This window comes from Streptomyces sp. NPDC104367, from assembly GCF_055583825.1.
This window is the reverse complement of record NZ_JBVJND010000032.1, coordinates 19,540-45,130: the sequence shown is the minus strand read 5'-3', so window position 1 is coordinate 45,130 and position 25,591 is coordinate 19,540. Positions and strand designations below refer to the sequence as shown.

Genomic DNA, 25,591 nt, shown 5'->3' with positions numbered 1-25,591 from the left:
GTCAGATGGCGAGGAAGATTCTGCTGGCCGACGACGACGCGGCCGTGAGGGATGGGATCGGCCGGCTGCTCAGGTTCGAGGGGTACGAGACCCTCCTCGCCGGGGACGGCAGAGTGGCCCTCGATCTGCTCGGGGCTCCGGAGTGCGAGCCCGACCTGGTGCTGATGGACGTGGAGATGCCCGGCCTGGACGGGCTGGCGGCGACGCGGCGGATCCGGGCGTCCGGGTCCACCGTGCCGATCCTCATGATCACCGGCCGCAACGCGGTCGGGGACCGGATCGTCGCCCTCGACAACGGCGCCGACGGGTATCTGGCGAAACCGTTCGCCGCCGAGGAACTCCTGGCCCGGGTGCGGGCGTTGCTGCGGCGCAGTCCGCGGCGGGAGCCGGTGGCGGAGACGGCCGGCTCGGACCGGTTCCTCGGCTACGACGACGTGTCCATGGACCTGCGGACGCGGACCGTGCACCGCGGGGACCGGTCGATGGACCTGACCAAGACCGAGTACACGCTGCTGGAGTACATGCTGCGGCATCCGGGGCGGGTGCTCAGCCGGGAGCGGATCCTGCGGGACGTGTGGGGCTTCGAGTTCGAGCCGACGTCCAACACGCTGGACGTGTACGTCATGTACCTGCGGCGGAAACTGGAGAGCCGCGGCGAACCGCGGCTCATCCACACCGTGCGCGGGATGGGTTACACCCTCCGGCTCGGCGCTACCACCTGAGGATCATCGTCTCGTCCGGGGCGGCCGCCGGCTCCGCCGCGACCGTCTCCGGGAGCGGGTGGGCGAGGCGGGCGTAGGCGCCGTCGCGGGCGAGCAGTTCCGCGTGCGTGCCGGCCTCGACGAGGCGGCCGCGGTCGACGACCAGGATGCGGTCGGCGTCGGGGGCGAGGGTCAGGTCGTGCGTGATCACGATGGTGGTGCGGCCCGCCATCAGCCTGCGCAGCGGGGTCACCACCTGGCGGGCGGCGATCGCGTCCAGGCCCGCCGTCGGCTCGTCGAGGACGAGGACCGGGGCGGCGCGCAGCATCGCGCGGGCGATGGCGATCCGTTGGAGCTGGCCGCCGGAGAGGGCGGCCGTGCCGGGGGCGATGTGGGTGTCGTAGCCCTCGGGGAGCGCGGCGACGAAGTCGTGGGCCGCCGCGTCCCGGGCCGCCCGCTCGATCTCCTCCCGGGTCGCGCCGGGGCGGCCGCACCCGATGTTCTCGCGGATGGTGCCGTTCAGGATCAGCGTCTGCTGCGGGAGCAGGGCGACGTTCTCGCGCAGGAACTCCAGGGGCACGTCGCCGATCGGGACGCCGTCGAGGCAGATCACGCCGGCCGAGGGGTCGTAGAAGCGGGTGAGGAGCTTGGAGAGCGTGGACTTGCCGGCTCCGCTGGCGCCGGTGACCAGGACCAGTTCGCCGGGGCCCACGGCGAGGTCGACGTCGCGCAGGGAGGCGCGGGGGGACTCCGGGTAGCGGAAGGAGACGTTGTGGAAGCTGACCCAGCCGCGCACCGGCCAGGGGCCGACCGGCCGTTCGGGGTCGGTGACGGCGGGCTCGGCGTCCAGGATCTCGCCGATGCGCTCGGCGCCCGCGGTGGCCGCGGTGAGGGTGAGGCCGAGCTGGCCGAGGTTGCGGATCGGCGGGTAGAGGTAGCCGAGGAAGGCGGCGAAGGCGAGGAGTTCGCCGAGGGACATGCGGTCGGCGGAGATCTCCCAGACGCCCATGCCGATGACGGCCAGCACGCAGACGGTCTCGACGACCTCGACGAACTGCGCGTACATCTCGCTGAGCCGGGCCCCGCGCACGCTGGCCCGCATCCACGCGCGGGCCTCGACGTCGAGCCGCTGCTCCTCGTCGCGGCGCCGGTTGTAGGCCTGGGTGAGGACGACGTTGCCGAGGGACTCCTCGACCACGGAGGTGATCGCTCCGTCGGCGACCCGCTCGTCCTGGGAGGCGGTCCTGATCCGGCCGGAGAAGCGGCGGGCGGCGACCAGGAAGAGGGGCGCGAGGACGAAGGTGGCCAGCGCCAGGTCCCAGCGCAGCCAGAAGGCGGCGGCCGCGTAGAAGACGGCGGAGAAGGCGGCGGAGAAGGTGCCGACGACCCCGGACACCACCATCTGCTCGATGGCCTCGACGTCGCCGGTGAGGCGCTCGACGAGGTCGCCCTGGCGGTGCTTCTGGAAGAAGTGCGGGGGCAGGTCCTGGACGTGCCGGAAGACCTTGGCGCGCAGCCGCAGCACGAAGCGCTCGGCGGTCCAGGTGGCCAGTGAGTTGCCGAGGTAGCCGACGAACGCGCCGAGGGCGGCCACGGCGAGCCAGGCGCCCGCCGGTCCCCAGAAGGCGGCCAGCGAACCGGCCTCCAGGGCGTTGTCGGTGAGGTCGGCGAAGAGCAGGATCGCGGCCGTCTCGGCGAGGGCGGACACCACCACGCACGCGATGATCATCCAGAGCCACTTGCGGTCGCCGCGGGTCAGCGGCCAGAAACGGCGGAAGGCCGTGCGGGCCTCTCTCATGGTCTACAACTCCCTTCGGGGAGGGCGTCGGTACGGGCATGGCCGAGGCGGGGCCACCGGTGCGACCACGCTCAACCGGTGACCCCGCCTCACGGGGTGCCTCAGTGCTGGTCGCCGACCGGGCGACGCTTCGCGGCCGGCTTCTGCGGCGCGGCCTTCTTCGGCGCCGGAGCGGGCTTGCGGTTCTTCCTGACGGGGGCGATCTTGTGGAAGCTCATGGGGATTCCCTCCCTGGTTCTCGGGGTCCGGCGGATGTCTGAGGGGGTACGGCTCGCCGGTGCTTACCGGTGGCCGACGGGGCGCTTGGGCTGCTGCTTCTTGCAGTCCTTCTTCTTCTGCGCCGGCTTCGGGGCGGGCTGCTCGGTCTTCTTCACCGGGACGATCTTGTGGAAGCTCATGGTGCTGTCCTTCTCTGTCGTGGTTCTGCAACAGTTCCTCTACCGTGCTGCTGCAACGACCTGTGAATTAATTTGAATTACGTCTGTAAATTCTTTGTCAGTGCTGGTCGCCGACGGGGCGACGCTTCGCGACCGGCTTCTGCGGCGCGGCCTTCTTGGGCGCCGGAGCGGGCTTGCGGCTCTTCTTGACGGGGGCGATCCTGTGGAAGCTCATATTGATTCCCTCCCTACTTGTCGGGTGTTCAGCGCTGACCGATAGGGCGCTTGACCTGCGGCTTCTGCGGAGCCTTCTTCTTCTGGACCGGCTTCGGGGCGGGCCGCTCGGTCTTCTTCACCGGGACGATCTTGTGGAAGCTCATGATCTTCTCCTTCGTTCCGCCGTCCGCGCCGTTCGCTTTCGACATGGAAAACATTACGTGACCCACGAGCCCCAGAAAGCCATTTTCACTAAGACCTCGATGAATTGCACGTAAGACAAATTTTCAGGCGCAATCGGGAACTGGACGCCCCTTCACCCAGGTTTTATCCAGCAGGACGACAGCGGGCCCGGCACACGCGGCTGCGTGTACCGGGCCCGGAGCGGGGACGGGTGCGGGTGGCTACTGCACGATCGTGATCCGGTCGGCGGCCGGCGGCGCGATCGGCGCCGTGGCCGAGGAACCGGCCGTCAGGTACTTCGCCAGGGCCGTCAGGTCGTCGGTGCCCACGACGTCACCGGTGCCCTGTCCCAGGGTGGTGAAGCCGTCGCCGCCGCCCGCGAGGAAGGAGTTGGTGGCGACGCGGTAGGTGGCCGCCGGGTCGATGGCGGCGCCGTTCAGCCGGACGGAGCCGGTGACCACGCGGTCCGCGCCGGACGCCGTCATGTCCAGGGTGTAGGTGAGCCCCTCGGACGGCTGGAGGATCTTCGGGGCCGCCGCGTTGCTGCCGCTCACCTGCTCCTTGAGCACCTGGATCAGCTGGGCGCCGGTGAAGTCCTGGAGGTTCACGGTGTTGGCGAACGGCTGGACCGTGAAGCCCTCGGCATAGGTGACGACCCCGTCGCCCTCGCTCCCCTTGGCCGCGTAGGTCAGCCCGGCCCGCACCCCGCCCGGGTTCATCAGCGCCAGGTCGGTCTCCGGGTCCAGCTCCCTGCCGTACGCGAGCTGGGCGTCGGCGATCAGGTCGCCCATCGGGGACTCGGTACCGGTGTTGGGGACGTCGGCGGAGATCCAGCCGATGGCGCGGTTGCCGATCGGCGCGGCCAGGGTGTTCCACCGGCCGATCAGCTCGGTCATGTCGGACGCCTTGGCGACGTCCCGGGTGACCACGTGGTTCGCCGACCGCACGGCCGTACGCGCGATGTCGCCGGTGTAGCGGTCGTAGGTCAGCGTGGTGTCGGTGTAGAGGCGGCCGAAGGAGGCGGCCGAGGTGACCGTGCGGGGGTTGCCGGCCGGGTCGTCGATGGTGCAGGCGTAGGCGTTGTGGGTGTGGCCGGTGACGAGCGCGTCCACCGCCGGGGTCACGTTCTTCGCGATGTCGACGATCGGCCCGGAGACGCCGTCGCCCGCGCCCGGCGCGTCGCAGTCGTAGTTGTACGACGAGGAGGCCGGGTAGCCGCCCTCGTGCACCAGCGCCACGATCGACTGGACGCCCTGGCGCTGGAGCACCTTGGCGTACTTGTTGATGGTCTCGACCTCGTCCTTGAAGGTGAGGCCCTTGACGCCGTCGGCGGAGACGATGTTCGGCGTGCCCTCCAGGGTCACCCCGATGAACCCGATCCTGACGTCCTTCTTCTTCCAGACCCAGTAGGGCTTCAGGATCGGCTTGCCCGTCTTCTCGTCGAGCACGTTGGCCGCGAGATAGGGGAAGTCGGCGCCCTTGAACCTCTTGTCCGTGTAACAGCCGTCGGTGGGATGGCAGCCGCCGTTCTGGAGCCGCGCGAGCTCCTTGGCGCCCTCGTCGAACTCGTGGTTGCCGACGCTGGTGACGTCCAGGTCGAGCTTGTTGAGCGCCTCGATGGTGGGCTCGTCGTGGAAGAGGCCGGAGACGAGCGGCGAGGCGCCGACCATGTCGCCGCCGGCGGCGGTGACGGAGTACGCGTGCCCCTGCCGGGCCTTGCGCAGGTGGGTGGCGAGGTACTCGACACCGCCCGCGTCGATCGTCTTCGCCGTGCCGTCCGCCTCGGTCTCGGTGACCCGGCCGGAGGAGCCGGACGGCGGTTCGAGGTTGCCGTGCAGGTCGTTGAAGGAGAGCAGCTGGACGTCCTGGTAGCGCCCGGGATGCTGCCCGTGCCCCTTGCCGGCGTGCGCGTCGGCGGGCAGGGCGCTCGCCAGGGCGGCGGCGGTGGCGAGCCCGGCGGCGGACGCGAGCAGCGCGTACGTACGGCGTCCGGACGGTGTGGGCTTCGCTTGCATGGAACCCCCCTGTGGGTCTGCTGAGAAGTGGCCCGGTCCGGCGCAGCCTAGAGTCAACGCGCGTAGCGCAACAGGGGTTTCATGGTTAATTCCTGATTGCCCGTTGCCCTGTCCTTTACCTTCGCCCGTGCCCCCACTTTGTCCGCGCGGCCCCGTACCCTCGTACGCATGACCAGCGACGACACCGCACGGCCGCCCATCCAGTCCCGTTCCATCGACACGTACTCCGCGCTGACCGAGGACCAGGCCGGCGCCGTACTCGCCCTGCTCACGGAGGCCGCCCGGGCCGACGGCCAGCAGCCGGTGTCCGAGCAGGGCCGGCTCCAGCTGCGCGGCGGGGCCCGGGAGGGCGTCTCCCACCTGCTGCTCGGCGTCGGCGACGAACTCGTGGGCTACGCCCAGCTGGAGGACACCGACCCGGTGGAGGCGCCGGCCGCCGAGCTGGTCGTCCACCCCTCGCACCGGGGCCACGGACACGGCCGCGCGCTGGGCAACGCGCTGCTGGCCGCGTCCGGCAAGCGGCTGCGGGTGTGGGCGCACGGCGGGCACTCGGCCGCCCGCCACCTGGCCCAGGTCCTCGGTCTCACGCTCTTCCGCGAACTGCGCCAGATGCGGCGCCCGTTGACGGACCTGGCCCTCCCGGACCCGAAGCTCCCGGAGGGCGTCACCGTCCGCGCCTTCGTCCCCGGCCGGGACGACGCGGCCTGGCTCGCCCTGAACGCCGCCGCCTTCGCCCACCACCCCGAACAGGGCTCCCTCGTCCAGCGCGACCTCGACGACCGCGTCTCCCAGCCCTGGTTCGACCCGGCCGGCTTCTTCCTGGCCGAACGCGGCACCGAACTCCTCGGCTTCCACTGGACCAAGGTCCACGCGGAGGAGCGCCTCGGCGAGGTCTACGTCCTCGGCGTCTCCCCCGCCGCCCAGGGCGGCGGCCTGGGCAGGTCGCTCACCACCATCGGCCTGCGCCACCTCGCCGGACAGGGCCTTGCGACGGCGATGCTCTACGTCGACGCCGACAACAAGGCCGCGGTCGCGGTCTACGAGCGCCTCGGCTTCACCACCCACGAGACGGACCTGATGTACCGCACGGAGACCTGAGGGGCGGCGGCCGGGGCCGGGCCCGTCAGCCCTGCGGGCATTCGTCCGCTCCCTCCGGTGCCTTCACCCCGAGCAGCCGGGCCGCCTCCGCCACCGTGGTGCCCGCCGCCGTGAGCTCCGTCCAGTGGGACCTCACCCGGGCCGCGATCTCCTCGTGCGGCTCCCTCAGCAGCTCGCGGACGACCGTGGTCTGCCGGGCGGTGACCGACATGCTCCCGCCGTCCGGGGTGAGGACCACGCCCGAGCCCTGGAGGCTGTCGTCGATGCGCAGGTGCCGGAAGGTGTCCTCCGGGGTGGGGTCGGTGGCCAGGGCCAGCCACATCGTCGTCACCGCGCGGGCGTCGCAGACGTCCTGTGCCCTGCGCTCGCTGCCCGCCACCAGGACCCTGGCCACCCCGACCGCGAACTCGGGCACCCGGTTGCCGCCCCACTGGGTGCCGACCGTGACGGTGCCGCGGGCCGCGCTCACCGGCAGGGTGGCGTCCGTGCTCAGGTCGTCGACCGCCTCGATGCGCTGGCGCACGGTCAGCCGGGCCGTGGCCGCGTCACCGCCCGCCTCCGAGCGGACCCGGCGGACCACCGCCGCCCAGTCCGCGGTCCAGCCCTTCCAGTCCGGGTACGCGCAGTAGCGGGAGCCGTCGCGCTCGACGCAGGTCTGGTACTTCTGCGGATGGTCCGCCTCCGCCCGCCGCGCCGCCCGGAGCGAGGCCGAACCGGCCGGCGTCTGCCCGGCCACCCCCGCCACCGTCGCGGCCAGCGCCACCGCCGTCACCGCCTTCAGCGCACGGGCCCTGCCGCCCGCCACCAGCACCGCCGCCGAGGCCGCCAGCACCGTCAGCCCGGCCAGGTACAGCACGTGCCAGCCCGCCGGGCGGCCCAGCAGCTCACCGGGGACGGGCGTACCGCCGTTCTCCAGGACCGTCGGCCACAGCCACCGCACCCCGTGGTGCTCCGGCAGCAGGCTCTGCACGACCAGCACCACGGCCACGAGCAGCACCGGTGCCGCCGGGAACGGCGCCACCCGCGCCAGCAGCACCCCGAGCGTCCCGCACAGCAGCATGGTCAGCGGCGCCACCGCCAGCTCGGCCGGCGAGCCGTGGCCCACCGCGCCCGGCCTGAGCGCCGCCCACCCGAACTGGACCAGCGCCACCAGGCCCACACCCGCCGCGAACGGCACCACCGACAGGGCGTGCGCCAGGGTGCGGCGCGGCGCCGGCATGACGAGGACCGAGAACTGCTCCTCCAGACCGCGCCGCCGGTTCAGCAGCGCCGCCCGGTGCGTGCACACCAGCACGGCCACCGCGAAGAGGAAGGGGCCCGCCTGGGTGGCCCGGTCCGCGTCGTGCAGGACCGGGTACGCGTCCATGCCCTCGTCCCGGCCGAACAACTCGTAGCCGGTGTAGGCGAGATACACGAGGGTGAACAGCGCGACCGGTATCTGGAGGGCGAGTTGGCGGGCCTCGAACACCGCGAGGGCCAGCACCGACGCCGGGGGGCGGTCCGCGCGGACGGTCGGTTCGGCCGGTTCCGCGGGCCCCACGGGTGTCGTCGTCATGCCGCCGCCTCCGTGTCCCGCTCGTCGAGGACCAGCAGATAGCCGTCCTCCAGGGTCGGTTCGAGCAGGTCGGCGCCGGGCGGCGGATCGCCCACGTTGCGGAAGGCCCCGGTGCCGGTGCGCCAGCCCGCCCGTGCGCCCGGGGCGCGTTCCGTGCCGGTCCACACCCGTCCCGCCGCGCGGGCGGTCAGCTCGGCCGGGGTGCCGTCGAAGCGGACCCGGCCGCCCGCCAGGACGATCACGTGGTGGCAGAGCATCGCCACGTCCTCGGTCTGGTGGGTGGAGAGCAGCACCGTGCGCCCCTCCCCCGCCTCGGCGATCAGTTCCCGGAAGCGCATGCGCTGTTCGGGGTCGAGGTGGACCGTCGGCTCGTCCAGGACCAGGAACCGGGGGCCGCCCACGAGGGCCGCGGCCAGCGCCACCCGCTGGCGCATCCCGCCGGACAGCCGCTTGATGCGGCGCCCCCGGACGTCCGCGAGCCCGACCTGGTCCAGGACGCGCCGCACCTCGCGGTGGCGCTCGGTCCGGCCGGTCAGCTCCTTGAGGACGGCCACGTAGTCGACGAACTCGAAGGCCGTGAAGTCCGGGTGGAAGCCGGGGGTCTGGGGCAGGTAGCCGAGGGTGCGGCGGACGGCCAGGCGGCCGGCCGGGGCGGACGGGTCCTCGCCGTGCACCGTGAAGCCGCCCGCGTCCGGCGGCACGGCCGTGGCCAGGACCTTCAACAGGGTGGTCTTCCCGGCGCCGTTGGGGCCCAGCAGGCCGGTCACGCCGTCGGTGAGGCGCAGCGAGACGCCGTCGAGGGCCGGGGTGCCGCCGTAGCGCAGGGTGAGGCCCGCGGCGGAGACGGTGGTGGTCAACTCAGACTCCAGGGAAGGTTCGGTGGGGCTTCGCGTCGAAGCGGTCGCGGGCCTGGTGCAGCAGGAAGGTGGCGAGGGCTGCCAGCGCGGCGGCCGCCGACTGCCCGGCCGCGGTGAACGCGACCGGCGTGTGGGCCGGGTGCAGCGCCGCCACCGCCATCAGCAGCAGCCACCCGCCGCCGACCAGGCCGGGGCCGAGCAGCGGGCCCAGCCGGGCGGAGAGCGCGAGACCGGCCGCGGTGAGCGCGAGGGCGGGCAGCAGCCAGCCGAAGGCGAGCAGCCCGTAGCCCGGGAGGGCCAGCGCCGCGAGGGTGTTGAGGCCCAGCGAGGCGGTCAGCGCGGCCACCGTCCGGATCATCAGCAGCCGGAAGCCGTGCGTGGGGGCGACCGCGGCGATCTCGTACACCGGGTCCAGGACCGGCCCGTACGACAGCGCCACCGCGGCCAGCGGGAGGAGCGGGGCCAGCGCCAGGAACAGGGCCGGTCCGTCCACCGCGTGCACCACCAGGACCGTGGCCGCCAGGACGAACGCGACCGACGCCAGCCAGGAGCGGCGCAGGACCGGGGTCGCGGTCAGCAGCCGCGCGGTGTGCTCGGCGACGCCGGCGCGCACCAGCAGCCGTTCGCCCCGGCCGGGCCGGGGCACGTCCAGTTCGGCGTCCAGGCGGTCCCAGCCGGCGTCCAGCGCGGCCGGGTCGCAGACCGCGGCCAGCGCCTGCCGGCACCGGGCGCAGGAGCCGACGTGGGTGTCGGCCGACCACAGCAGCGGCGGCGCCAGCTCGCCGCGCGCGTACGCCCGCAGGTCCTCCTCCGCGACGTGCCAGCCGCTCCCCGGGGCTTCGGTGTCCGTCATGCCAACTCCTCCCGCAGCTGCTTGCGCGCCCGCATCGCCCGTGTCTTGACCGTCCCCGGCGGGATGCCGAGCAGGACCGCCGCCTCCCGGGTGGTCAGCCCGTCGATCACCGTCGCCTGGAGGACCGCCCGCAGCTCCGGCGAGAGCCGGACCAGGGCCCCGGCGAGGTCCCCGTGCTCCACCCCCGCGAGCACGCGTTCCTCCGCCGAGGCCTCGTCCCGGTGGCGCAGCCGGGCCAGCGCCTGCCGCAGCCGGCCCCGGGCGCCGTCGCCGCGCACCGCGTCGATCAGCCGCCGCGACCCGATCCGCCACAGCCAGCCGGCCGCGTCGGCGCCCTCGACGTCCGCGCGGTAGCGGGCGGTCCCCCGCCACACCGCGAGGAACGTCTCCTGCACGACGTCGTCGACGACCGCCGGATCGGCGCACCGGCCGCGCAGCCGCGCGGTCAGCCACGGCGCGTACCGCCGGTACAGCTCCTCGAAGGCGCGCCGGTCCGAGTCGGCCGCGACCGCGCGCAGCAGCTCTCCGTCGCTTCTCGTTCCGCTCACGTCCCCTCATCGGACCGGCCCCGCCGACCGGTTCACGGATCCCGGCTTGACTTTGCCGGCAATCTTCCATCACCCTTTCACTACTCAATTAGTGAAAGGGTGATGGAACGGGTGGTCGAGTACCGCATCGACCGGCGCTCCGGCGTCGCCACCTACGTCCAGATCGTCCAGCAGACCAAACAGGCGCTGCGCCTGGGCCACCTGCGGCCCGGCGACAAGCTGCCCACGGCCCGCGAGGTGGTCGAGGCCACCGCCATCAACCCCAACACGGTGCTGAAGGCCTACCGGGAGCTGGAACGCGAGGGACTGGTCGAGGCCCGGCGCGGCCTGGGCACCTTCGTGAAGCGCGCCCTGGGCACCGCCCCCGCCGACTCCCCGCTCGGCGGGGAGCTGGACGGCTGGGCGCTCCGGGCCCGGGCGGCCGGCCTCGACCGGGACGACGTGGCCGCGCTCTTCACCGCCGCCCTGGAGAAGCACTTCCGGCCCCCGGAACAGGCACGGGCCGCAGAGCAGGCACAGACCGCAGAGCAAGTACAGGGAGACCCCTCATGACCGACACCGCGATAGCGGCGTCCGCACTCGGCAGACGGTTCGGCAGGCGCGGGGCCTGGGCGCTGCGCGAATGCGGCTTCCTACTGCCCGCCGGACGGGTGTGCGCCGTCGTCGGCCCCAACGGGGCGGGCAAGTCCACCCTGCTCGCCCTGGCCGCCGGTCTGCTGGGCGCCACCGAGGGCGAGCTGACCGTCCTCGGCACCATCCCGGCCGCCGCCCGCGCCCGGGTCGGCTACGTCGCCCAGGACAAGCCGCTGTACCCGCAGCTCACCGTCGCCGAGACGCTCCGGATGGGCGCCGACCTCAACCCCGGGCGCTGGGACGCGGCCACCGCCGAGCGGATCGTCGCCGCCGGCGACCTGGACCCGCGTGCCCGGGTCCGCTCCCTCTCCGGCGGCCAGCGCACCCGGGTCGCGCTCGCCCTCACCCTCGGCAAGCGGCCCGAACTGCTGCTCCTGGACGAGCCGATGGCCGACCTCGACCCGCTGGCCCGGCACGAGCTGATGGGCGTGCTGATGGCGCAGGCCGCCCAGCACGGCACCACCATCGCGATGTCCTCGCACGTGGTCGCCGAGCTGGAGGACTCCTGCGACCACCTGCTGCTGGTCGGCGGCGGCCGGGTCCGGCTGGCCGGCGAGATCGACGAACTGCTCGCCGCCCACACCCGGGTGAGCGCCCCCGCCGACACCGACCTCGCCCCGCACACCGTGGTGGAGTCCCGCACCGCCGGCCGCCAGGTCAGCGCCCTGCTCCGGCCGGCCGGCCCGCTGCCCGCCGACTGGCACCCCGGCACCCCGACCCTGGAGGAACTGGTCCTCGCCCACCTCCGCAACCCCGCCGCCCCGGCCCTGACCGCCACCGGGGCCGCCGTATGACCGCCCCGACCACGGCCGCGTCCGCCCGGCCGCACCTCACCCGCTGGCTGCTGCGGCTGCACCGCCCGGCGCTGTCCGCCTGGACGGTCCTCGCCCTCGGCACCGCCGTCCTGCTGCTCCTGCTGCACGGCCCGCTGCTCGACGCGGCCGCCGACGGCTGGCGCCAGTACGACGCCTGCGGCATCACCGCCAAGTGCGTGTACGACCAGGCCGCGATCCTGCGCTACAAGGACGCGTACGACTACGCCACCCTGGCCCTGTCCGCGGTCCCCTTCCTGGTCGCCGCGTGGGCGGGCGGCGCGCTGACCGGCCGGGAGCTGGAGTCCGGCACCGCCCGCCTCGCCTGGACCCAGGCCACCGCCCCGGCCCGCTGGCTGGCCGTCCGGCTGGCGGTCCCGGCCGCCGTGATCGCCGCCGCGACGGGGTCGCTGGCCTGGCTGCACCACCTGGCCTGGACCGCGGGCCACGGCCGCATCGACACCGCCAAGACCTGGTACGACGTGTGGACCTTCCACACCAACGGCCCCAGTGTCGTCGCCCTGTCCCTGGCCGGCCTGGCCACGGGCGCCCTGGCGGGCCTGCTGCTGCGCCGCACCCTGCCCGCCCTGGCCGTCGCCCTGCTCGGGACCGGCGCGGTCTGGATCGCCGTCCAGCAGCTGATGCCCCGCCTGTGGCCGGCCGTCACCACGGTCACCAGCCTCGAACACGGCTACGGCGGCTCCGGCATCGTCGTCGACTCGGGCCTGGTCACCTCCGACGGCGCCCACGTGGCCGACCCGGGCTGCGGCGACTACGTGTACGAGCAGTGCCGTACGGCGGCGCAGAAGGTCGACGCGGTCGGGTACTACATCACGTACCACCCCCACTCCCACTACTGGCCGCTCCAGCTCACCACCACCGCCCTGCTTCTCGCCGTGACCGCCCTGCTGACCCTCGCCTGCTTCCTGGTCCTGCGCCGGCTCACCGGTGGGACGGCCGCCCGATGAGCGCCCCCGCCCCGGCCGGCGGCCTGTCCCGGACCGTGCTGCGGCTGCACCGGCCGGCCCTGCTGACCTGGACCGTGTTCGTCGTGGGGATGAGCGGCTGGCTGGTGTGGCTGACCGAGGTCACCGCGAACGACCCGGCCCTCCAGGGACTGCCCTGCGCCGACGACACCGGCGACTGCACCACCGCGGGCCTCACCTACCCGCTCCGGATGATCTGGGCGAGCACCCTCGTCGGCCACGCCTTCCTGGCCGTCGCCGCCTTCGCGGGCGGAGCGCTGATCGGCCGCGAACTGGAGTCCGGGACCGCACGGCTGGCCTGGACCCAGGGCATCACCCCGGTCCGCTGGCTGACCGCGAAGCTGGCGCTGCCCGCCCTGGCGGTCACCGCGGGCGGCACCGTCCTGTTCCTGGTGTTCCACTGGGCCTTCGCGGCCCACCCTGACCTGATCGAACAGGACTGGACCGAGACCACCGCGTTCATCGCCCGCGGCCCGCTGCTCGTCGCGTACGGCCTGTGCGCGCTGGGCCGTCGGCACCCTCACCGCGCTGCTGCTGCGCCGCACGCTGGCCGCGCTCGGCGCGGCCACCGCGGCGATGTGGCTGCTCAACGCGGCACTGACGAACTACCGCCCGCGGCTGTGGCCCACCCTGACCCGCACCGGGCCCGGCGCGTTCGACGTGCCGGACACCGTCTGGCTCGTGCACGAGGGCGAGAACGCCGACGGCCGGTTCGCCGTCTACCAGCCCCCCTCGCACTACTGGCCCCTGCACCTCACCGAGACGGCGGTCCTCCTCGCCGTCACCGCCCTCGCCGTACTGCTCTCCTTCCGTCTCCTCAGGCGGCACACGCCGGCCCCGGCGTGAACCCGCCCTTGCGCCGACGGGTCCGGTGCGGGAGCGTCGAGCCCGTGCGTCCCTCCGTCGGGTGAAGGCGGGGTGAAGGACGTACCCGATCGTCGCTTTCGTGACCGCGACACGGGCCGGCGGCCGGTCACGGACGTCCGCGAGCCGCCGCCCGCTATCCCGCACGCCATGTCTTCGTAACCATCGGTTCAGACGGACTTGCGACGCTCAGCCAATGAAGCCCGCCGTGCCAGAGCCTTCGCCGCCCCCCGAGGGGTCCGCGGGAAACCGGGTCGTGCATCTCCCACCCGCACGTTCCGACGCGCCCGCAACGCTCCGGGCGCGGAAGAATGGGGTCATGAGTCAGCAGAACGCCCAGGCGGCCGAGGTCCAGCACGCACAGCCCTCCGTGGGCTCCATCGCAGCGCACCGCCCGCACACGGTGGCCGCCGCGGTCTCCGACCTGGAACCCGACATCGACGCGGACCTCGACGCCTACGAGGAGTCGCAGGCCGACGGGGACCGGCTGCCCCAAGGACGCTTCCTCGACCGGGAGCGCAGCTGGCTCGCGTTCAACGAGCGGGTCCTGGAACTCGCCGAGGACCCGAACACGCCCCTGCTGGAGCGCGCGAACTTCCTGGCGATCTTCGCCAGCAACCTGGACGAGTTCTTCATGGTCCGGGTGGCGGGCCTGAAGCGCCGCATCGCCACCGGCGTGGCCACCCGGTCCGCCTCCGGCCTCCAGCCCCGCGAGGTGCTGGAGATGATCTGGGCCCGCTCCCGCGAGCTGATGGCCCGGCACGCGGCCTGCTACCACGAGGACGTCGCCCCCGCGCTCGCCGAGGAGGGCATCCACCTGGTCCGCTGGGCCGAGCTGACGGAGAAGGAGCAGGCGCGGCTCTTCACCCTCTTCCGGCACCAGATCTTCCCGGTCCTCACCCCGCTCGCCGTGGACCCCGCGCACCCGTTCCCGTACATCTCCGGCCTCTCCCTGAACCTGGCCGTCGTCGTGCGCAACCCGGTCAGCGGCCACAAGCACTTCGCCCGGGTCAAGGTGCCGCCGCTGCTGTCCCGCTTCCTGGAGAGCTCCCCGGGCCGCTACGTCCCCATCGAGGACGTCATCGCCGCCCACCTGGAGGAACTGTTCCCGGGCATGGAGGTGGTGGAGCACCACGCCTTCCGCCTCACCCGGAACGAGGACCTGGAGGTCGAGGAGGACGACGCAGAGAACCTGCTCCAGGCCCTGGAGAAGGAACTCATGCGGCGCCGCTTCGGGCCGCCGGTCCGCCTGGAGGTCGAGGAGTCCATCGACCGTGACGTGCTGGACCTGCTGGTCCGCGAGCTGAAGATCTCCGAGGCCGAGGTCTACCCGCTGCCCGGCCCCCTCGACCTCACCGGCCTCTTCCGCATCGCGAGCCTGGAGCGGCCGGAGCTCAAGTACCGCAAGTTCATCGCCGGCACCCACCGCGACCTCGCCGAGGTGGAGTCCGCCTCCGCGCCCGACATATTCGCCGCGCTGCGCGAGCGGGACGTCCTGCTGCACCACCCGTACGACAGCTTCTCCACCTCCGTGCAGGCCTTCGTCGAGCAGGCCGCCGAGGACCCGGACGTCCTCGCGATCAAGCAGACCCTGTACCGGACCTCCGGCGACTCCCCGATCGTCAACGCGCTCATCGACGCCGCCGAGGCCGGCAAGCAGGTCCTCGTCCTGGTCGAGATCAAGGCCCGCTTCGACGAGCACGCCAACATCAAGTGGGCCAAACGCCTGGAAGAGGCCGGCTGCCACGTCGTCTACGGCCTGGTGGGCCTCAAGACCCACTGCAAGCTGTCGCTCGTGGTCCGCCAGGAGGGCGACACGCTCCGGCGCTACAGCCACGTCGGCACCGGCAACTACCACCCGAAGACCGCGCGCCTGTACGAGGACCTCGGCCTGCTCACCTCCGACCCGCAGGTCGGCGCGGACCTGTCCGACCTGTTCAACCGCCTCTCCGGCTACTCCCGCCGGGAGACGTACCGCCGCCTGCTGGTGGCCCCCAAGTCGCTGCGCGACGGACTGGTCGCGCGGATCGAGAAGGAAATACAGCACCACCGGGCCGGCCGCCCCGCGTTCGTCCGCATCAAGGTCAACTCGATGGTCGACGAGGCGATCATCGACGCCCTCTACCGCGCGTCCACGGCGGGCGTGCCGGTCGACGTCTGGGTGCGCGGCATCTGCGCGATCCGCCCCGGCGTCGCCGGGCTCTCGGAGAACATCCGGGTCCGGTCGATCCTCGGCCGCTTCCTGGAGCACTCCCGGCTCTTCTCCTTCGGCAACGGCGGCGAACCCGAGGTGTGGATAGGCAGCGCCGACATGATGCACCGCAACCTCGACCGCCGGATCGAGGCCCTGGTCCGGGTCGTCGACCCGGCCCACCGGGCCACGCTCAACCGGTTCCTCGAAAGCGGCATGTCCGACTCCACCTCCTCCTGGCACCTGGGCCCGGACGGTGAATGGACGCGGCACGCGACCGACGCCGACGGACAGCCGCTGCGCAACATCCAGGAGACGCTCATAGACGCCCGGAGGCGCCGGCGTGGCACAGCAACACCTTGAACCGACGGACCCCGCGGCCGGGGCGGTCACCGGGGACGCCCTCGCGGCGTACCTGCGCGCCCAGGCCACGGAGTTCCTCCGCGCGCTGCGCCTGCACCGGGAGACCGGGACGGCCGGCGCGGCGGAGGCGTCCGTCGACGCGGCCCGCGCCCTGCGCCGGTCGGCCCGGCGCATCAGCGGCAGCCTGCACACCTTCCGGCCGCACCTCGACACCGACTGGTCCGAGGAGATCCGCCCCGAACTGGCCTGGCTGTCGGGCACCCTGGGCCTTGAGCACGCCTACGAGGCCCGGCTGGAGCGCCTGTTGCTGGCGCTGCACCGGCTCTCCGGCTCGACGTCCCTGCCCAGCCAGGCCACTTCGGACGCGGTGCCCGAGCGCGGCAGCCTCACCGTGGGCGCGGCGAAGGCGGGCGCCCTGCTCGACCGCCAGCTGACCCTCGCCCGCACCCGGGCCCACTCCACGGCCCTCCAGGCCCTCGGCTCCTCGCGCTTCCACGCGGTCGCCGACAAGGTCGCGGTCCTGGCCAGCGAGGTCCCGCTCACCGCCGCGGCCCCCACCGCCGACCTGCGCCCGCAGGCGGAGGCCGCCGAGGAGCGCCTCACCGACGCGATCACGGCCCTGCCGCTGGTCACCGCCGGCCACCCGTACAACGCGGAGGCCCTGGTCCACGGCCTGTCCCCGGACCCCGCCCCGCATCCCCAGGACGGCCCCTGGCACCAGGTCCGCCTCCTGCTGCGGCTGCACCGCTACGCCCGCGAGGTGCTGTGCGGCGGGAACGCCCCGGTGGACGTACGGCTGCTCACGGCCGGCCAGGCCCTCAACCGGCACCGGGACGCCTCGGAGGCCGCCGCCGCGGCCGCCTCGGCGGCCCGCACCCCGCGGATCGCCCCGGCGACGGCCTACGCCCTCGGCGTGCTCCACGCCGACCAGCGGCACGAGGTCGAGGCGGCCCGGTTCGCCTTCCAGCAGGCGTGGCAGAAGCAGTCGCTGGAGGCCGTGTGAACGACACCCCGGTGCTGGCGGCGGGCTGCGTCCTGTGGCGCCGCTCACCGGTCGACGGCGACCTGGAGATCTGCCTCGTCCACCGCCCCAAGTACGACGACTGGTCCCACCCCAAGGGCAAGCTCAAGCGCGCCGAGGACGCGGCCGCGGGCGCGCTGCGCGAGGTCGAGGAGGAGACGGGCTGCACGGCCGTCCTCGGCGGCGCGCTCTCCACCGCCCACTACTACGCCAACGGCCGCCCCAAGGAGGTCCGTTACTGGGCCGCGGAGGCGACGGAGGGCCGCTTCACCCCGAACCGCGAGGTGGACCGCGTCCTGTGGCTGCGCCCGGCCCAGGCCCAGCGACGGCTCACCCAGCCGCGAGACGCCGAGCTGGTCGACGAACTGCTGGCCTCGCTGCACAACACGCCCTGAGCCTCCTCGGCAGGGCGGGCGCGGGGCGCTCACCCCCCGGCCACGTGCCCCTCCGCGTCGGCCCGCGCGAGACTTCTCGCCCTGCGGGCCGGCCCCCGCCACCCGCACGTGCACCGGGCGAAACAGAACCGCCCCTGCTCAACCGTGCCCGCGTCGTGTTCCGCCCCCTGCAGGGCCCGCCCGGAACCGTCCTCCTGCGTCACCCGGACAACGTTACCCAGGGCGGGTAAAGGGCCGGTATGCGTGACGGCCCCACCCAGCCCTCGTTAACCCGAACGACAGGGGGCCCGTGACGGACGTACCGGCTGGGGGTAGGCAGGCGATGGATCGGCGGCAGCACAGGCGCGCGGGAAAGACGGCCGTCACGGTGGGGCTCGTGGTCGGCCTCGGCGTCGGCGCCACCGGCTGCGGCGGCGCCACGGCCGAGGGCGCCAGCGGCAGCACCGCGGACGACGCGGTCACCGTCCTGACCCGCGCGCCCGACACCCTGCGCGGCACCGGCACCTCCGGGGCGACCACGTCGATGGAGATGGCGACCGGCGGCACCCGGGTCACCATCCGCGGCAGGGGCGGCTACGACTACCGCGCCCAGCTCGGCCGGCTCACGGTCGTGCTCCCGCAGGACCCCGCCGGCACCTCCGAGCACCGCCCGATCACCGAACTCCTCGCCCCGGGCGCGCTGTTCATGAAGAACAGGGGCGCCGGGGTGCCCGCCGACAAGTGGGTCCGGGTGGAGACGGCGGCCCTCTCCGACGGCAACCTGGTCACCGGCGGCGCGACCGACCCGTTCGCGGCGGCCGAGCTGCTGCGCGGCACCCGCACCGCGACGTACGTGGGCAGGACCGAACTGGCCGGGACGGCGGTCCGGCACTACCGGGGCGTCGCCGACCTCGCGGCCGCCGCCCGCTCGGCCTCCGCCGGCAACAGGCCCTCGCTGGCCGCGGCCGCGAAGGGGTTCGCCACGGCCGAGGTCCCGTTCGACGTGTACCTCGACGACCAGGGCCGTATCCGCAAGCTGCGCGAGCGCTTCAGCTTCGTCAACGACAGCAGCAAGGACACCGTGGCGGTCGCCTCGACGACGCTGCTGTACGGTTTCGGCACCTCCGTGGACGTGAAGCTGCCGCGCCCGCGGGACATCTACGCGGGCCGGATCGCCGAGAACCAGCCAACGCACTAGTCCGGGATCGGCTCTGTACAACCTGTGAACTAGCCCGTCCGTGCCATGCGCGTTGTGTAGACCGCTGCCTACTCTAGGAAGCCGGTGACGGCAGAGAAGAGGTGACGCACGTGGCTCCGGTCGGCGGTACGGCAGTTCAGGACCACGTGGCCCTCGCCGAGATCGAGCTGTGCGGAGAGCTGATCATCGCCGCGTCGGCCGCCGAGGACCGGCTGAGCCTGGAGAGCATCGACGAGGTGCTGAGGGTGGCCGAGGAGCGCGAGGCCCGCTGAGGCCGGCCGACGGGCCGCCCGGCGGTCAGGTCCGCAGCATCCGCGCGATCGCGGCCGTGGCCTCCTCGACCTTCGCGTCGATCTCGTCGCCGCCCTTGACCGCCGCGTCGGCGACGCAGTGGCGCAGGTGCTCCTCGAGGAGCTGCAGGGCGAAGGACTGGAGCGCCTTCGTGGAGGCGGACACCTGCGTGAGTATGTCGATGCAGTAGGTGTCCTCGTCGACCATCCGCTGCAGGCCCCGGATCTGGCCCTCGATCCGGCGCAGCCGTTTGAGGTGCTCGGCCTTCTGCTTGTGGTAGCCGTGGGTGGTCGGCTGGGTTCCGCTTCCGGAGGGCGTGGTGGCGCCGGCCTCGGTGGTCGTCATCGCGTCCTCCGCATCGTCGAGACATATACCCCTAGTGGGTATATGGTAACGAACTTTGCTGGGTATAGGGCCCTCGGGACGCCCCCGTGCTGATCAACTTGCCCGATGGGCGAAACTGGAGGGCGGCCCATTAGCCGTGGCCGGATGATGCGCTTAGCATCAGCCTGACCGAAACCCATGCATACCGAGGACCCCAAGTGCGCTTTCGTCTGACCCCCAGGGAGACGAGCTTCTACGACATGTTCGCCGCTTCCGCGGACAACATCGTCACGGGCTCGAAACTCCTGATGGAACTGCTCGGGGCGGACGCGTCTGCCCGGGCCGAGATCGCAGAGCGTATGCGGGCAGCGGAACACGCAGGTGACGACGCCACGCACGCGATCTTCCACCAGCTGAACTCCTCGTTCATCACGCCGTTCGACCGCGAGGACATCTACTCCCTCGCGTCCTCCCTCGACGACATCATGGACTTCATGGAGGAGGCCGTCGACCTGGTCGTCCTCTACAACGTCGAGGAACTGCCCAAGGGCGTCGAGCAGCAGATCGAGGTGCTGGCGCGGGCCGCCGACCTGACCGCCGAGGCCATGCCCAACCTGCGCACGATGGACAACCTCACCGAGTACTGGATCGAGGTCAACCGGCTGGAGAACCAGGCCGACCAGATCCACCGCAAGCTTCTCGCGCACCTCTTCAACGGCAAGTACGACGCCATCGAGGTGCTGAAGCTCAAGCAGATCGTGGACGTCCTCGAAGAGGCCGCGGACGCGTTCGAGCACGTGGCGAACACGGTGGAGACCATCGCCGTCAAGGAGTCCTGAGCCGTCGATGGACACCTTCGCGCTCATCGTGACCATCCTGGTCGCGCTCTTCTTCACGTACACGAACGGTTTTCACGACTCGGCGAACGCCATCGCCACGTCGGTGTCGACGCGGGCGCTCACGCCGCGGGCCGCGCTGGCCATGGCCGCCGTGATGAACCTCGGCGGCGCGTTCCTCGGCTCCGGGGTCGCCAAGACGGTCAGTGAGGGCCTGATCGAGACGCCCGAGGGCTCGCAGGGCATGGCGATCCTGTTCGCGGCGCTCGTCGGCGCGATCGTCTGGAACCTCGTCACCTGGTACTTCGGGCTCCCCTCGTCCTCCTCGCACGCGCTGTTCGGCGGCCTGGTGGGCGCGGCGCTTGCGGGCGGTACGACGGTGCTCTGGAACGGCGTCGTCGACAAGGTCATCATCCCGATGTTCCTGTCGCCGGTCGTCGGTCTGGTCCTCGGTTACCTGGTCATGGCGGCCATCATGTGGCTGTTCCGGCGCTCCAACCCGCACAAGGCGAAGCGCGGCTTCCGTATCGCCCAGACCGTCTCGGCGGCGGGCATGGCCCTCGGCCACGGTCTCCAGGACGCCCAGAAGACGATGGGCGTCGTCGTCATGGCACTGGTGATTTCCGGCCACGAGACGTACGGGGACCCGATCCCGGTCTGGGTCAAGATCGTCTGCGCGCTGATGCTGTCGCTCGGCACGTACGCCGGCGGCTGGCGCATCATGCGGACGCTGGGGCGCAAGATCATCGAGCTCGATCCGCCGCAGGGGTTCGCCGCGGAGGCCACCGGTGCGTCGATCATGTTCACCACGGCGTTCCTCTTCAAGGCGCCGATCTCCACCACCCACGTCATCACCTCCGCGATCATGGGCGTCGGCGCGACCAAGCGCGTCAACGCGGTCCGCTGGGGCGTGGCCAAGAACATCGTCCTGGGTTGGTTCATCACGATGCCGGCAGCGGCCCTGGTGGCAGCGGCCTCCTTCGGCCTGGTCGACCTGGCCTTCCTGTAGAGACGGGGCCGGGATCCGGCCACAGGGCGGCGCCGAGGGCCGGACACCCCCAGGGACGCGGGGAACTCTGCGCGGGTGACCACGGCGGGGCCGCGGCCGCCGTACGACGGGACCGACCGCACCCGCTGCCCGCCCGCCCCGCCCCGCACACCGCCGCCCGGGGAATCCCGGCCTCGGCCCCACCGCTCCGGGGAACCGGGTCAGATGGACGGGCGGACGGAAAACGAAAACGCGGGCCCGCCCCCGGGAGCCAGGGGCGGGCCCTTTGCGTCCTCGCGGTGGCACCGCCATGCAGCACCGCGAGGGGTCCGTGGAGACCTCGGCTCAGCCGAAGCGACCGGAGATGTAGTCCTCCGTGGCCTGGACGGACGGGTTGGAGAAGATCCGCTCCGTGTCGTCGATCTCGATCAGCTTGCCCGGCTGCCCCACCGCCGCGAGGTTGAAGAACGCCGTACGGTCGGAGACCCGCGCCGCCTGCTGCATGTTGTGCGTCACGATGACGATCGTGAAGCGCTCCTTCAGCTCCCCGATGAGGTCCTCGATGGCGAGGGTCGAGATCGGGTCCAGGGCGGAGCAGGGCTCGTCCATGAGCAGGACCTTCGGCTCGACCGCGATCGCGCGGGCGATGCACAGCCGCTGCTGCTGACCGCCGGAGAGACCGGAGCCCGGCTTGTTCAGGCGGTCCTTGACCTCGTTCCAGAGGTTCGCGCCCTTGAGCGACTTCTCCACGATGTCGCCGAGCTCGCTCTTCTTGAAGCTGCCGTTCAGCCTCAGCCCCGCGGCCACGTTGTCGAAGATCGACATCGTCGGGAACGGGTTCGGACGCTGGAACACCATGCCGACCTCGCGGCGCACCGCCACCGGGTCGATGCTGGCGCCGTACAGGTTCTCGTCGTCGAGGAGCACCTTGCCCTCGACGCGCCCGCCCGGGGTGACCTCGTGCATGCGGTTGAGCGTGCGCAGGAACGTCGACTTGCCGCAGCCGGAGGGGCCGATGAACGCCGTGACGGTGCGCGGCTCGATGTTCATCGAGATGTCTTCGATGGCCTTGTGGGAGCCGTAGTAGGCGGTGAGCCCGCTTACGTCGATTCGCTTGGACATTACTTCTTCACTTCCAGACGGTCGGTCGCTGTGAGGCCGGTCAGCGACCGGTCTTCGGGGCCTTCCAGCGGGCGATGCCGCGGGCCACCAGGTTCAGGATCATCACGAAGGCGATCAGCGTGAGCGAGGCCGCCCAGGCACGGTCGTACGCCGCGTTGGCACCGGCGCTGTTCGCGTACTGCTGGTAGATGAACAGCGGCAGCGACGACTGCGCACCCTCGAAGGGGTTGTTGTTGATGAACGGGTTGCCGAACACCAGCAGCAGGACCGGCGCGGTCTCACCCGCGATACGGGCGATGGCCAGCATCACACCGGTGGTGATACCGCCGATGGAGGTCGGCAGGACCACCTTCAGGATGGTGCGCCACTTGGGCACGCCGAGCGCCAGGGACGCCTCGCGCAGCTCGTTCGGGACGAGCTTGAGCATCTCCTCGGTGGAGCGCACGACCACCGGCATCATCAGGATGGCCAGGGCCAGCGATCCGGCGAAGCCGAACGGCTGCATGTCGAAGATCAGCATGAGGCTGAGGATGAACAGACCCGCGACGATCGACGGGATACCGGTCATGACGTCGACGAAGAAGGTGACCGCCTTGGCGAGGCGGCCGCGCCCGTACTCGACGAGGTAGACGGCGGTGAGGATGCCGACCGGCGCACCGATCAGGGTGGCGAGGCCGACCTGCTCCAGGGAGCCGATGATGGCGGCGTAGGCGCCGCCGCCCGGCTCGGAGTCGGCGACGACACCCATGGAGTGGGTGAGGAAGTAGATGTCCAGGACCTTCACACCGCGCGCGATGGTCACCCAGATCAGGGAGACCAGCGGGATCACGGCGACGACGAAGGCGACCCAGACCAGGGAGGTCGCGATGCGGTCCTTGGCCTGGCGGCGGCCCTCGACCCGGGCGGCGATGACGTAGGTGCCGAGGACGTAGAGGAGGCCGGCGATCAGGCCCCACTGGATCTTGCTGTCCAGGCCGCCGACGAGGCCGATGGCCACGCCGAGGACGACGGCGCCGCCGACGATGGCGAGCGGGGACCACTTGGGGAGGCTGGCACCGCGCAGGGTGCTGTCGCGCCTGTCGACTGCTGCGGTGCTCATGCGTTGGCCCCCGAGTACTCCTTGCGGCGGGCGATGATCATGCGCGCCGCGCCGTTGACCAGCAGCGTGATGACGAAGAGGACCAGACCGGAGGCGATGAGCGCGTCACGGCCGTCGGCGGTCGCCTCGCTGAACTTGCTGGCGATGTTCTGGGCGAAGGTGCCGCCGCCCGGGTTGAGCAGGCTGGCGTGGATGTCGAAGTCCGGGGAGAGCACGGTGGCGACGGCCATCGTCTCGCCGAGCGCGCGGCCGAGGCCGAGCATCGAGGCGGAGATCACGCCGGAGCGCCCGAAGGGCAGCACCGCCATGCGGACGACCTCCCAGCGCGTGGCGCCGAGGGCCAGGGCGGCCTCCTCGTGCATCTGCGGGACCTGGCGGAAGACCTCGCGGCTCACGTTGGTGATGACCGGCAGGATCATGATCGCGAGCAGGATGCCGACGGTGAGCATCGAGCGCGGCGCGCCGCCGTCCCAGGAGAGGATCCCGGTCCAGCCGAAGAACTCGTCGAGCCAGCCGAACAGACCGGTCATGTGCGGGACGAGGATCAGCGCGCCCCACAGGCCGTACACGATGGACGGCACGGCGGCGAGCAGGTCGATCACGTAGGCGACCGGGCCGGCCATCCGGCGCGGCGCGTAGTGCGTGATGAACAGCGCGATCGCGACCGCGATCGGGACCGCGATGGCCATGGCGATGATCGAGGAGACGATCGTGCCGAAGGCGAGGACCGCGACGCCGAAGGTCGGCGGAACGAGGTTGGTGTTCCACTCGAAGGTGGTGAGGAAGTTGCCGTGGTCCCGGCTGATCGCGAGGGACGCGCGATAGGTGAGGAAGACCGCGATGGCGGCCATGATCACCAGCAGCAGGATGCCGGAGCCGCGGGAGAGGCCGAGGAAGACCTTGTCACCGACGCGGCTGGCGCCGCGGGTCTCCAGCTTGTGCGCGGCCACTCCGGGCTGGGGGGTGGGGGGAGATGCGTCTGTCGTCTGCGTGGATATGTCCATCGGGTTCTCCGGTCTGCGGAGTCGCCCCGGAAGGCGGCTCGGAGGAGCCGTACGCCACGGCTGTGGGGGCGTACGGCTCCGGGCGGCGGTGCACCGGACGGTGCGGCCGGGTTCCTCGCGGAACTCGGCCGCACTCGCGGATCTTTAGCTCAGGCCCTCGATGGTGGTACGGACCTTGGCGATGATGTCGTCGGGAACGGGGGCGTAGTCGATCGTGGAGAGGACCTTCTGGCCGTCCTCGCTGGCGATGTAGCGCAGGAACGCCTTGGTCGCGGTCAGCGAGTCGGCCTTGTTGCCCTTGTCGCAGACGATCTCGTACGTCACCAGGGTGATCGGGTACGCGCCCTCGGCCTTGGTGTTGTAGTCGAGCTGGAGCGACAGGTCCTTGCCGGTGCCGACGACCTTGGCGGCCGCGATGTCGGCGGTGGCGGACTCGGTCGACGGGGCGACGGCCTTGCTGGCACCCGTGTCGATCGAGACGGCCTTGACGCCGTCCGAGACGTAGGAGAGCTCGAAGTAGCCGATGGCGCCGGAGGTCTGCTTGACCTGCTGGGCCACACCCGCGGACTGCGGAGCGGACTGGCCGCCCTTGGCCTGCCAGGCCTTGCCGCCGGAGTACTTCCAGTTGTCCGGGGTGGTGGCGATCAGGTACTTGGTGAAGTTGTCCGTCGTACCCGACTCGTCGGAGCGGTGGAACGCCTGGATCTTCAGGTTCGGGAGCTTCGCGTCGGGGTTCAGCTTCTTGATCGCCGCGTCGTTCCAGTTGGTGATCTTGCTGTCGAAGATCTTGGCGAGGGTCGGCGCGTCCAGAACCAGGTTGTCGACACCCGGGACGTTGTAACCGATCGCGATCGGGCCGCCGACCATCGGGAGGTCGATGCCCTGGCCGCCGGTGCAGACCTTCTTGGAGGCGGTGACCTCCTCGGGCTTGAGGGCGGAGTCGGAGCCGGCGAAGGCGACCTGACCCTGCGTGAAGGCGGTCACACCGGCGCCGGAGCCGGAGCCCTTGTAGTTGATCTGGACACCACAGGCCTGGGAGAAGCTCTTGACCCAGGCGTCGATCGCGTTCTTCTGCGCGGAGGAGCCGTCGGCGAGCAGCTGGCCCTTGGCGTCGTCGCACTTGATGGAGCTGGCGTTCGAGGAGGCCGACGCGGTGCTCGAACCGCTGCCGCCACCGTTGTCGTCGGAGCCGCACGCCGTAAGGGCCAGGGCGCCGGAGACGGCGACAGCACCGAGAGACAGGGCGCGCAGCCGGTTCTTGCGCTGAAGCTTCACTTTCGGGGG

26 protein-coding genes are annotated in these 25,591 nt (G+C 72.0%); 13 read left to right on the top strand and 13 right to left on the bottom strand.

Going from position 1 to position 25,591, the window contains the following annotated elements:
* The first annotated feature begins 5 nt into the window (after window positions 1-5).
* The gene (locus tag ACZ619_RS35815; protein ID WP_469608145.1) at window positions 6-722 is read left to right on the top strand and encodes a response regulator transcription factor; all 717 of its coding nucleotides are present in this window, start codon (window positions 6-8) and stop codon (window positions 720-722) included.
* Here ACZ619_RS35815 and ACZ619_RS35810 read toward each other — a convergent pair.
* From ACZ619_RS35810 to ACZ619_RS35800, 3 genes are all read right to left on the bottom strand, one after another.
* Window positions 712-2,499: an ABC transporter ATP-binding protein gene (locus ACZ619_RS35810; protein ID WP_469608143.1), complete on the bottom strand. Its 1,788-nt coding sequence runs from the start codon at window positions 2,497-2,499 to the stop codon at window positions 712-714. The genes ACZ619_RS35815 and ACZ619_RS35810 overlap by 11 nt on opposite strands.
* A gap of 640 nt (window positions 2,500-3,139) precedes the next feature.
* Window positions 3,140-3,301 (bottom strand): hypothetical protein, encoded by a 162-nt coding sequence (locus tag ACZ619_RS35805; RefSeq protein ID WP_469608141.1) that lies wholly within the window; start codon window positions 3,299-3,301, stop codon window positions 3,140-3,142.
* Between the two features lie 195 nt (window positions 3,302-3,496).
* A complete protein-coding gene (locus ACZ619_RS35800) occupies window positions 3,497-5,290 on the bottom strand; it encodes a bifunctional metallophosphatase/5'-nucleotidase (RefSeq protein ID WP_469608138.1) in 1,794 nt (597 codons plus the stop codon).
* Window positions 5,291-5,458: 168 nt separating this feature from the next.
* Here ACZ619_RS35800 and mshD point away from each other — a divergent pair, with 168 nt between their 5' ends.
* Window positions 5,459-6,388, top strand: coding sequence for a mycothiol synthase (gene mshD / locus ACZ619_RS35795; protein ID WP_469608135.1), 930 nt, complete (start codon window positions 5,459-5,461; stop codon window positions 6,386-6,388).
* A gap of 25 nt (window positions 6,389-6,413) precedes the next feature.
* On the opposite strand, the gene ACZ619_RS35790 is transcribed toward mshD, so the two are convergent.
* Genes ACZ619_RS35790 through ACZ619_RS35775 form a run of 4 tightly spaced genes read right to left on the bottom strand, consistent with a single transcriptional unit; the run spans window position 6,414 to window position 10,201 of the window.
* Window positions 6,414-7,943 (bottom strand): ABC transporter permease, encoded by a 1,530-nt coding sequence (locus tag ACZ619_RS35790; protein WP_469608132.1) that lies wholly within the window; start codon window positions 7,941-7,943, stop codon window positions 6,414-6,416.
* A complete protein-coding gene (locus tag ACZ619_RS35785; protein ID WP_469608129.1) occupies window positions 7,940-8,800 on the bottom strand; it encodes an ABC transporter ATP-binding protein in 861 nt (286 codons plus the stop codon). The genes ACZ619_RS35790 and ACZ619_RS35785 overlap by 4 nt, the downstream gene beginning before the upstream one ends.
* 1 nt (window position 8,801) lies before the next feature.
* Window positions 8,802-9,653, bottom strand: coding sequence for a zf-HC2 domain-containing protein (locus ACZ619_RS35780; protein ID WP_469608126.1), 852 nt, complete (start codon window positions 9,651-9,653; stop codon window positions 8,802-8,804).
* Window positions 9,650-10,201 (bottom strand): RNA polymerase sigma factor, encoded by a 552-nt coding sequence (locus ACZ619_RS35775; protein ID WP_469608124.1) that lies wholly within the window; start codon window positions 10,199-10,201, stop codon window positions 9,650-9,652. Before ACZ619_RS35775 ends, ACZ619_RS35780 begins: the two co-directional genes overlap by 4 nt.
* Window positions 10,202-10,312: 111 nt before the next feature.
* Between ACZ619_RS35775 and ACZ619_RS35770 the strand changes: the two genes are divergently transcribed.
* Genes ACZ619_RS35770 through ACZ619_RS35760 form a run of 3 tightly spaced genes read left to right on the top strand, consistent with a single transcriptional unit; the run spans window position 10,313 to window position 12,614 of the window.
* Window positions 10,313-10,753, top strand: coding sequence for a GntR family transcriptional regulator (locus tag ACZ619_RS35770; RefSeq protein ID WP_469608326.1), 441 nt, complete (start codon window positions 10,313-10,315; stop codon window positions 10,751-10,753).
* Window positions 10,750-11,628: an ABC transporter ATP-binding protein gene (locus tag ACZ619_RS35765; protein WP_469608121.1), complete on the top strand. Its 879-nt coding sequence runs from the start codon at window positions 10,750-10,752 to the stop codon at window positions 11,626-11,628. Before ACZ619_RS35770 ends, ACZ619_RS35765 begins: the two co-directional genes overlap by 4 nt.
* On the top strand, window positions 11,625-12,614 hold the full coding sequence (locus ACZ619_RS35760; RefSeq protein WP_469608119.1) for an ABC transporter permease: 990 nt from the start codon (window positions 11,625-11,627) through the stop codon (window positions 12,612-12,614). The genes ACZ619_RS35765 and ACZ619_RS35760 overlap by 4 nt, the downstream gene beginning before the upstream one ends.
* Window positions 12,615-12,810: 196 nt before the next feature.
* On the opposite strand, the gene ACZ619_RS35755 is transcribed toward ACZ619_RS35760, so the two are convergent.
* On the bottom strand, window positions 12,811-12,999 hold the full coding sequence (locus ACZ619_RS35755; RefSeq protein WP_469608117.1) for a hypothetical protein: 189 nt from the start codon (window positions 12,997-12,999) through the stop codon (window positions 12,811-12,813).
* Window positions 13,000-13,208: 209 nt separating this feature from the next.
* On the opposite strand from ACZ619_RS35755, the gene ACZ619_RS35750 reads away from it, so the two are divergent.
* From ACZ619_RS35750 to ACZ619_RS35725, 6 genes are all read left to right on the top strand, one after another.
* Window positions 13,209-13,478, top strand: a complete 270-nt coding sequence (locus tag ACZ619_RS35750) for a hypothetical protein (protein ID WP_469608115.1) — start codon at window positions 13,209-13,211, stop codon at window positions 13,476-13,478.
* A gap of 214 nt (window positions 13,479-13,692) precedes the next feature.
* Entirely contained in the window at window positions 13,693-16,050 is a 2,358-nt protein-coding gene (locus tag ACZ619_RS35745) for an RNA degradosome polyphosphate kinase (protein ID WP_469608113.1), read from the top strand.
* A complete protein-coding gene (locus tag ACZ619_RS35740; RefSeq protein ID WP_469608111.1) occupies window positions 16,031-17,053 on the top strand; it encodes a CHAD domain-containing protein in 1,023 nt (340 codons plus the stop codon). Before ACZ619_RS35745 ends, ACZ619_RS35740 begins: the two co-directional genes overlap by 20 nt.
* A complete protein-coding gene (locus ACZ619_RS35735) occupies window positions 17,050-17,466 on the top strand; it encodes an NUDIX hydrolase (protein WP_469608108.1) in 417 nt (138 codons plus the stop codon). The genes ACZ619_RS35740 and ACZ619_RS35735 overlap by 4 nt, the downstream gene beginning before the upstream one ends.
* A gap of 322 nt (window positions 17,467-17,788) precedes the next feature.
* Window positions 17,789-18,643, top strand: coding sequence for an SCO4651 family lipoprotein (locus ACZ619_RS35730; protein ID WP_469608105.1), 855 nt, complete (start codon window positions 17,789-17,791; stop codon window positions 18,641-18,643).
* Window positions 18,644-18,744: 101 nt separating this feature from the next.
* A complete protein-coding gene (locus ACZ619_RS35725) occupies window positions 18,745-18,915 on the top strand; it encodes a hypothetical protein (RefSeq protein WP_469608103.1) in 171 nt (56 codons plus the stop codon).
* A gap of 25 nt (window positions 18,916-18,940) precedes the next feature.
* Here the strand turns inward: ACZ619_RS35725 and ACZ619_RS35720 are convergent, their stop codons facing one another.
* Window positions 18,941-19,279 (bottom strand): metal-sensitive transcriptional regulator, encoded by a 339-nt coding sequence (locus tag ACZ619_RS35720; protein WP_469608100.1) that lies wholly within the window; start codon window positions 19,277-19,279, stop codon window positions 18,941-18,943.
* 197 nt (window positions 19,280-19,476) lie between these two features.
* Here ACZ619_RS35720 and ACZ619_RS35715 point away from each other — a divergent pair, with 197 nt between their 5' ends.
* A complete protein-coding gene (locus ACZ619_RS35715; protein ID WP_123975966.1) occupies window positions 19,477-20,097 on the top strand; it encodes a DUF47 domain-containing protein in 621 nt (206 codons plus the stop codon).
* A gap of 7 nt (window positions 20,098-20,104) precedes the next feature.
* Window positions 20,105-21,103: an inorganic phosphate transporter gene (locus tag ACZ619_RS35710; RefSeq protein ID WP_469608098.1), complete on the top strand. Its 999-nt coding sequence runs from the start codon at window positions 20,105-20,107 to the stop codon at window positions 21,101-21,103.
* A gap of 324 nt (window positions 21,104-21,427) precedes the next feature.
* Here the strand turns inward: ACZ619_RS35710 and pstB are convergent, their stop codons facing one another.
* The 4 genes from pstB to pstS all read right to left on the bottom strand — a co-directional run bounded on the left by pstB (window position 21,428) and on the right by pstS (window position 25,582).
* Window positions 21,428-22,204 carry a phosphate ABC transporter ATP-binding protein PstB gene (gene pstB / locus ACZ619_RS35705; RefSeq protein WP_469608095.1) on the bottom strand — a complete coding sequence of 259 codons (777 nt, stop codon included), beginning with the start codon at window positions 22,202-22,204 and terminating at the stop codon, window positions 21,428-21,430.
* A 40-nt stretch (window positions 22,205-22,244) separates the two neighbouring features.
* Window positions 22,245-23,303: a phosphate ABC transporter permease PstA gene (gene pstA / locus ACZ619_RS35700; protein ID WP_469608092.1), complete on the bottom strand. Its 1,059-nt coding sequence runs from the start codon at window positions 23,301-23,303 to the stop codon at window positions 22,245-22,247.
* A complete protein-coding gene (pstC, locus tag ACZ619_RS35695) occupies window positions 23,300-24,307 on the bottom strand; it encodes a phosphate ABC transporter permease subunit PstC (RefSeq protein WP_469608090.1) in 1,008 nt (335 codons plus the stop codon). The genes pstA and pstC overlap by 4 nt, the downstream gene beginning before the upstream one ends.
* 144 nt (window positions 24,308-24,451) lie before the next feature.
* On the bottom strand, window positions 24,452-25,582 hold the full coding sequence (pstS, locus tag ACZ619_RS35690; protein WP_469608088.1) for a phosphate ABC transporter substrate-binding protein PstS: 1,131 nt from the start codon (window positions 25,580-25,582) through the stop codon (window positions 24,452-24,454).
* Window positions 25,583-25,591: the final 9 nt, after the last annotated feature.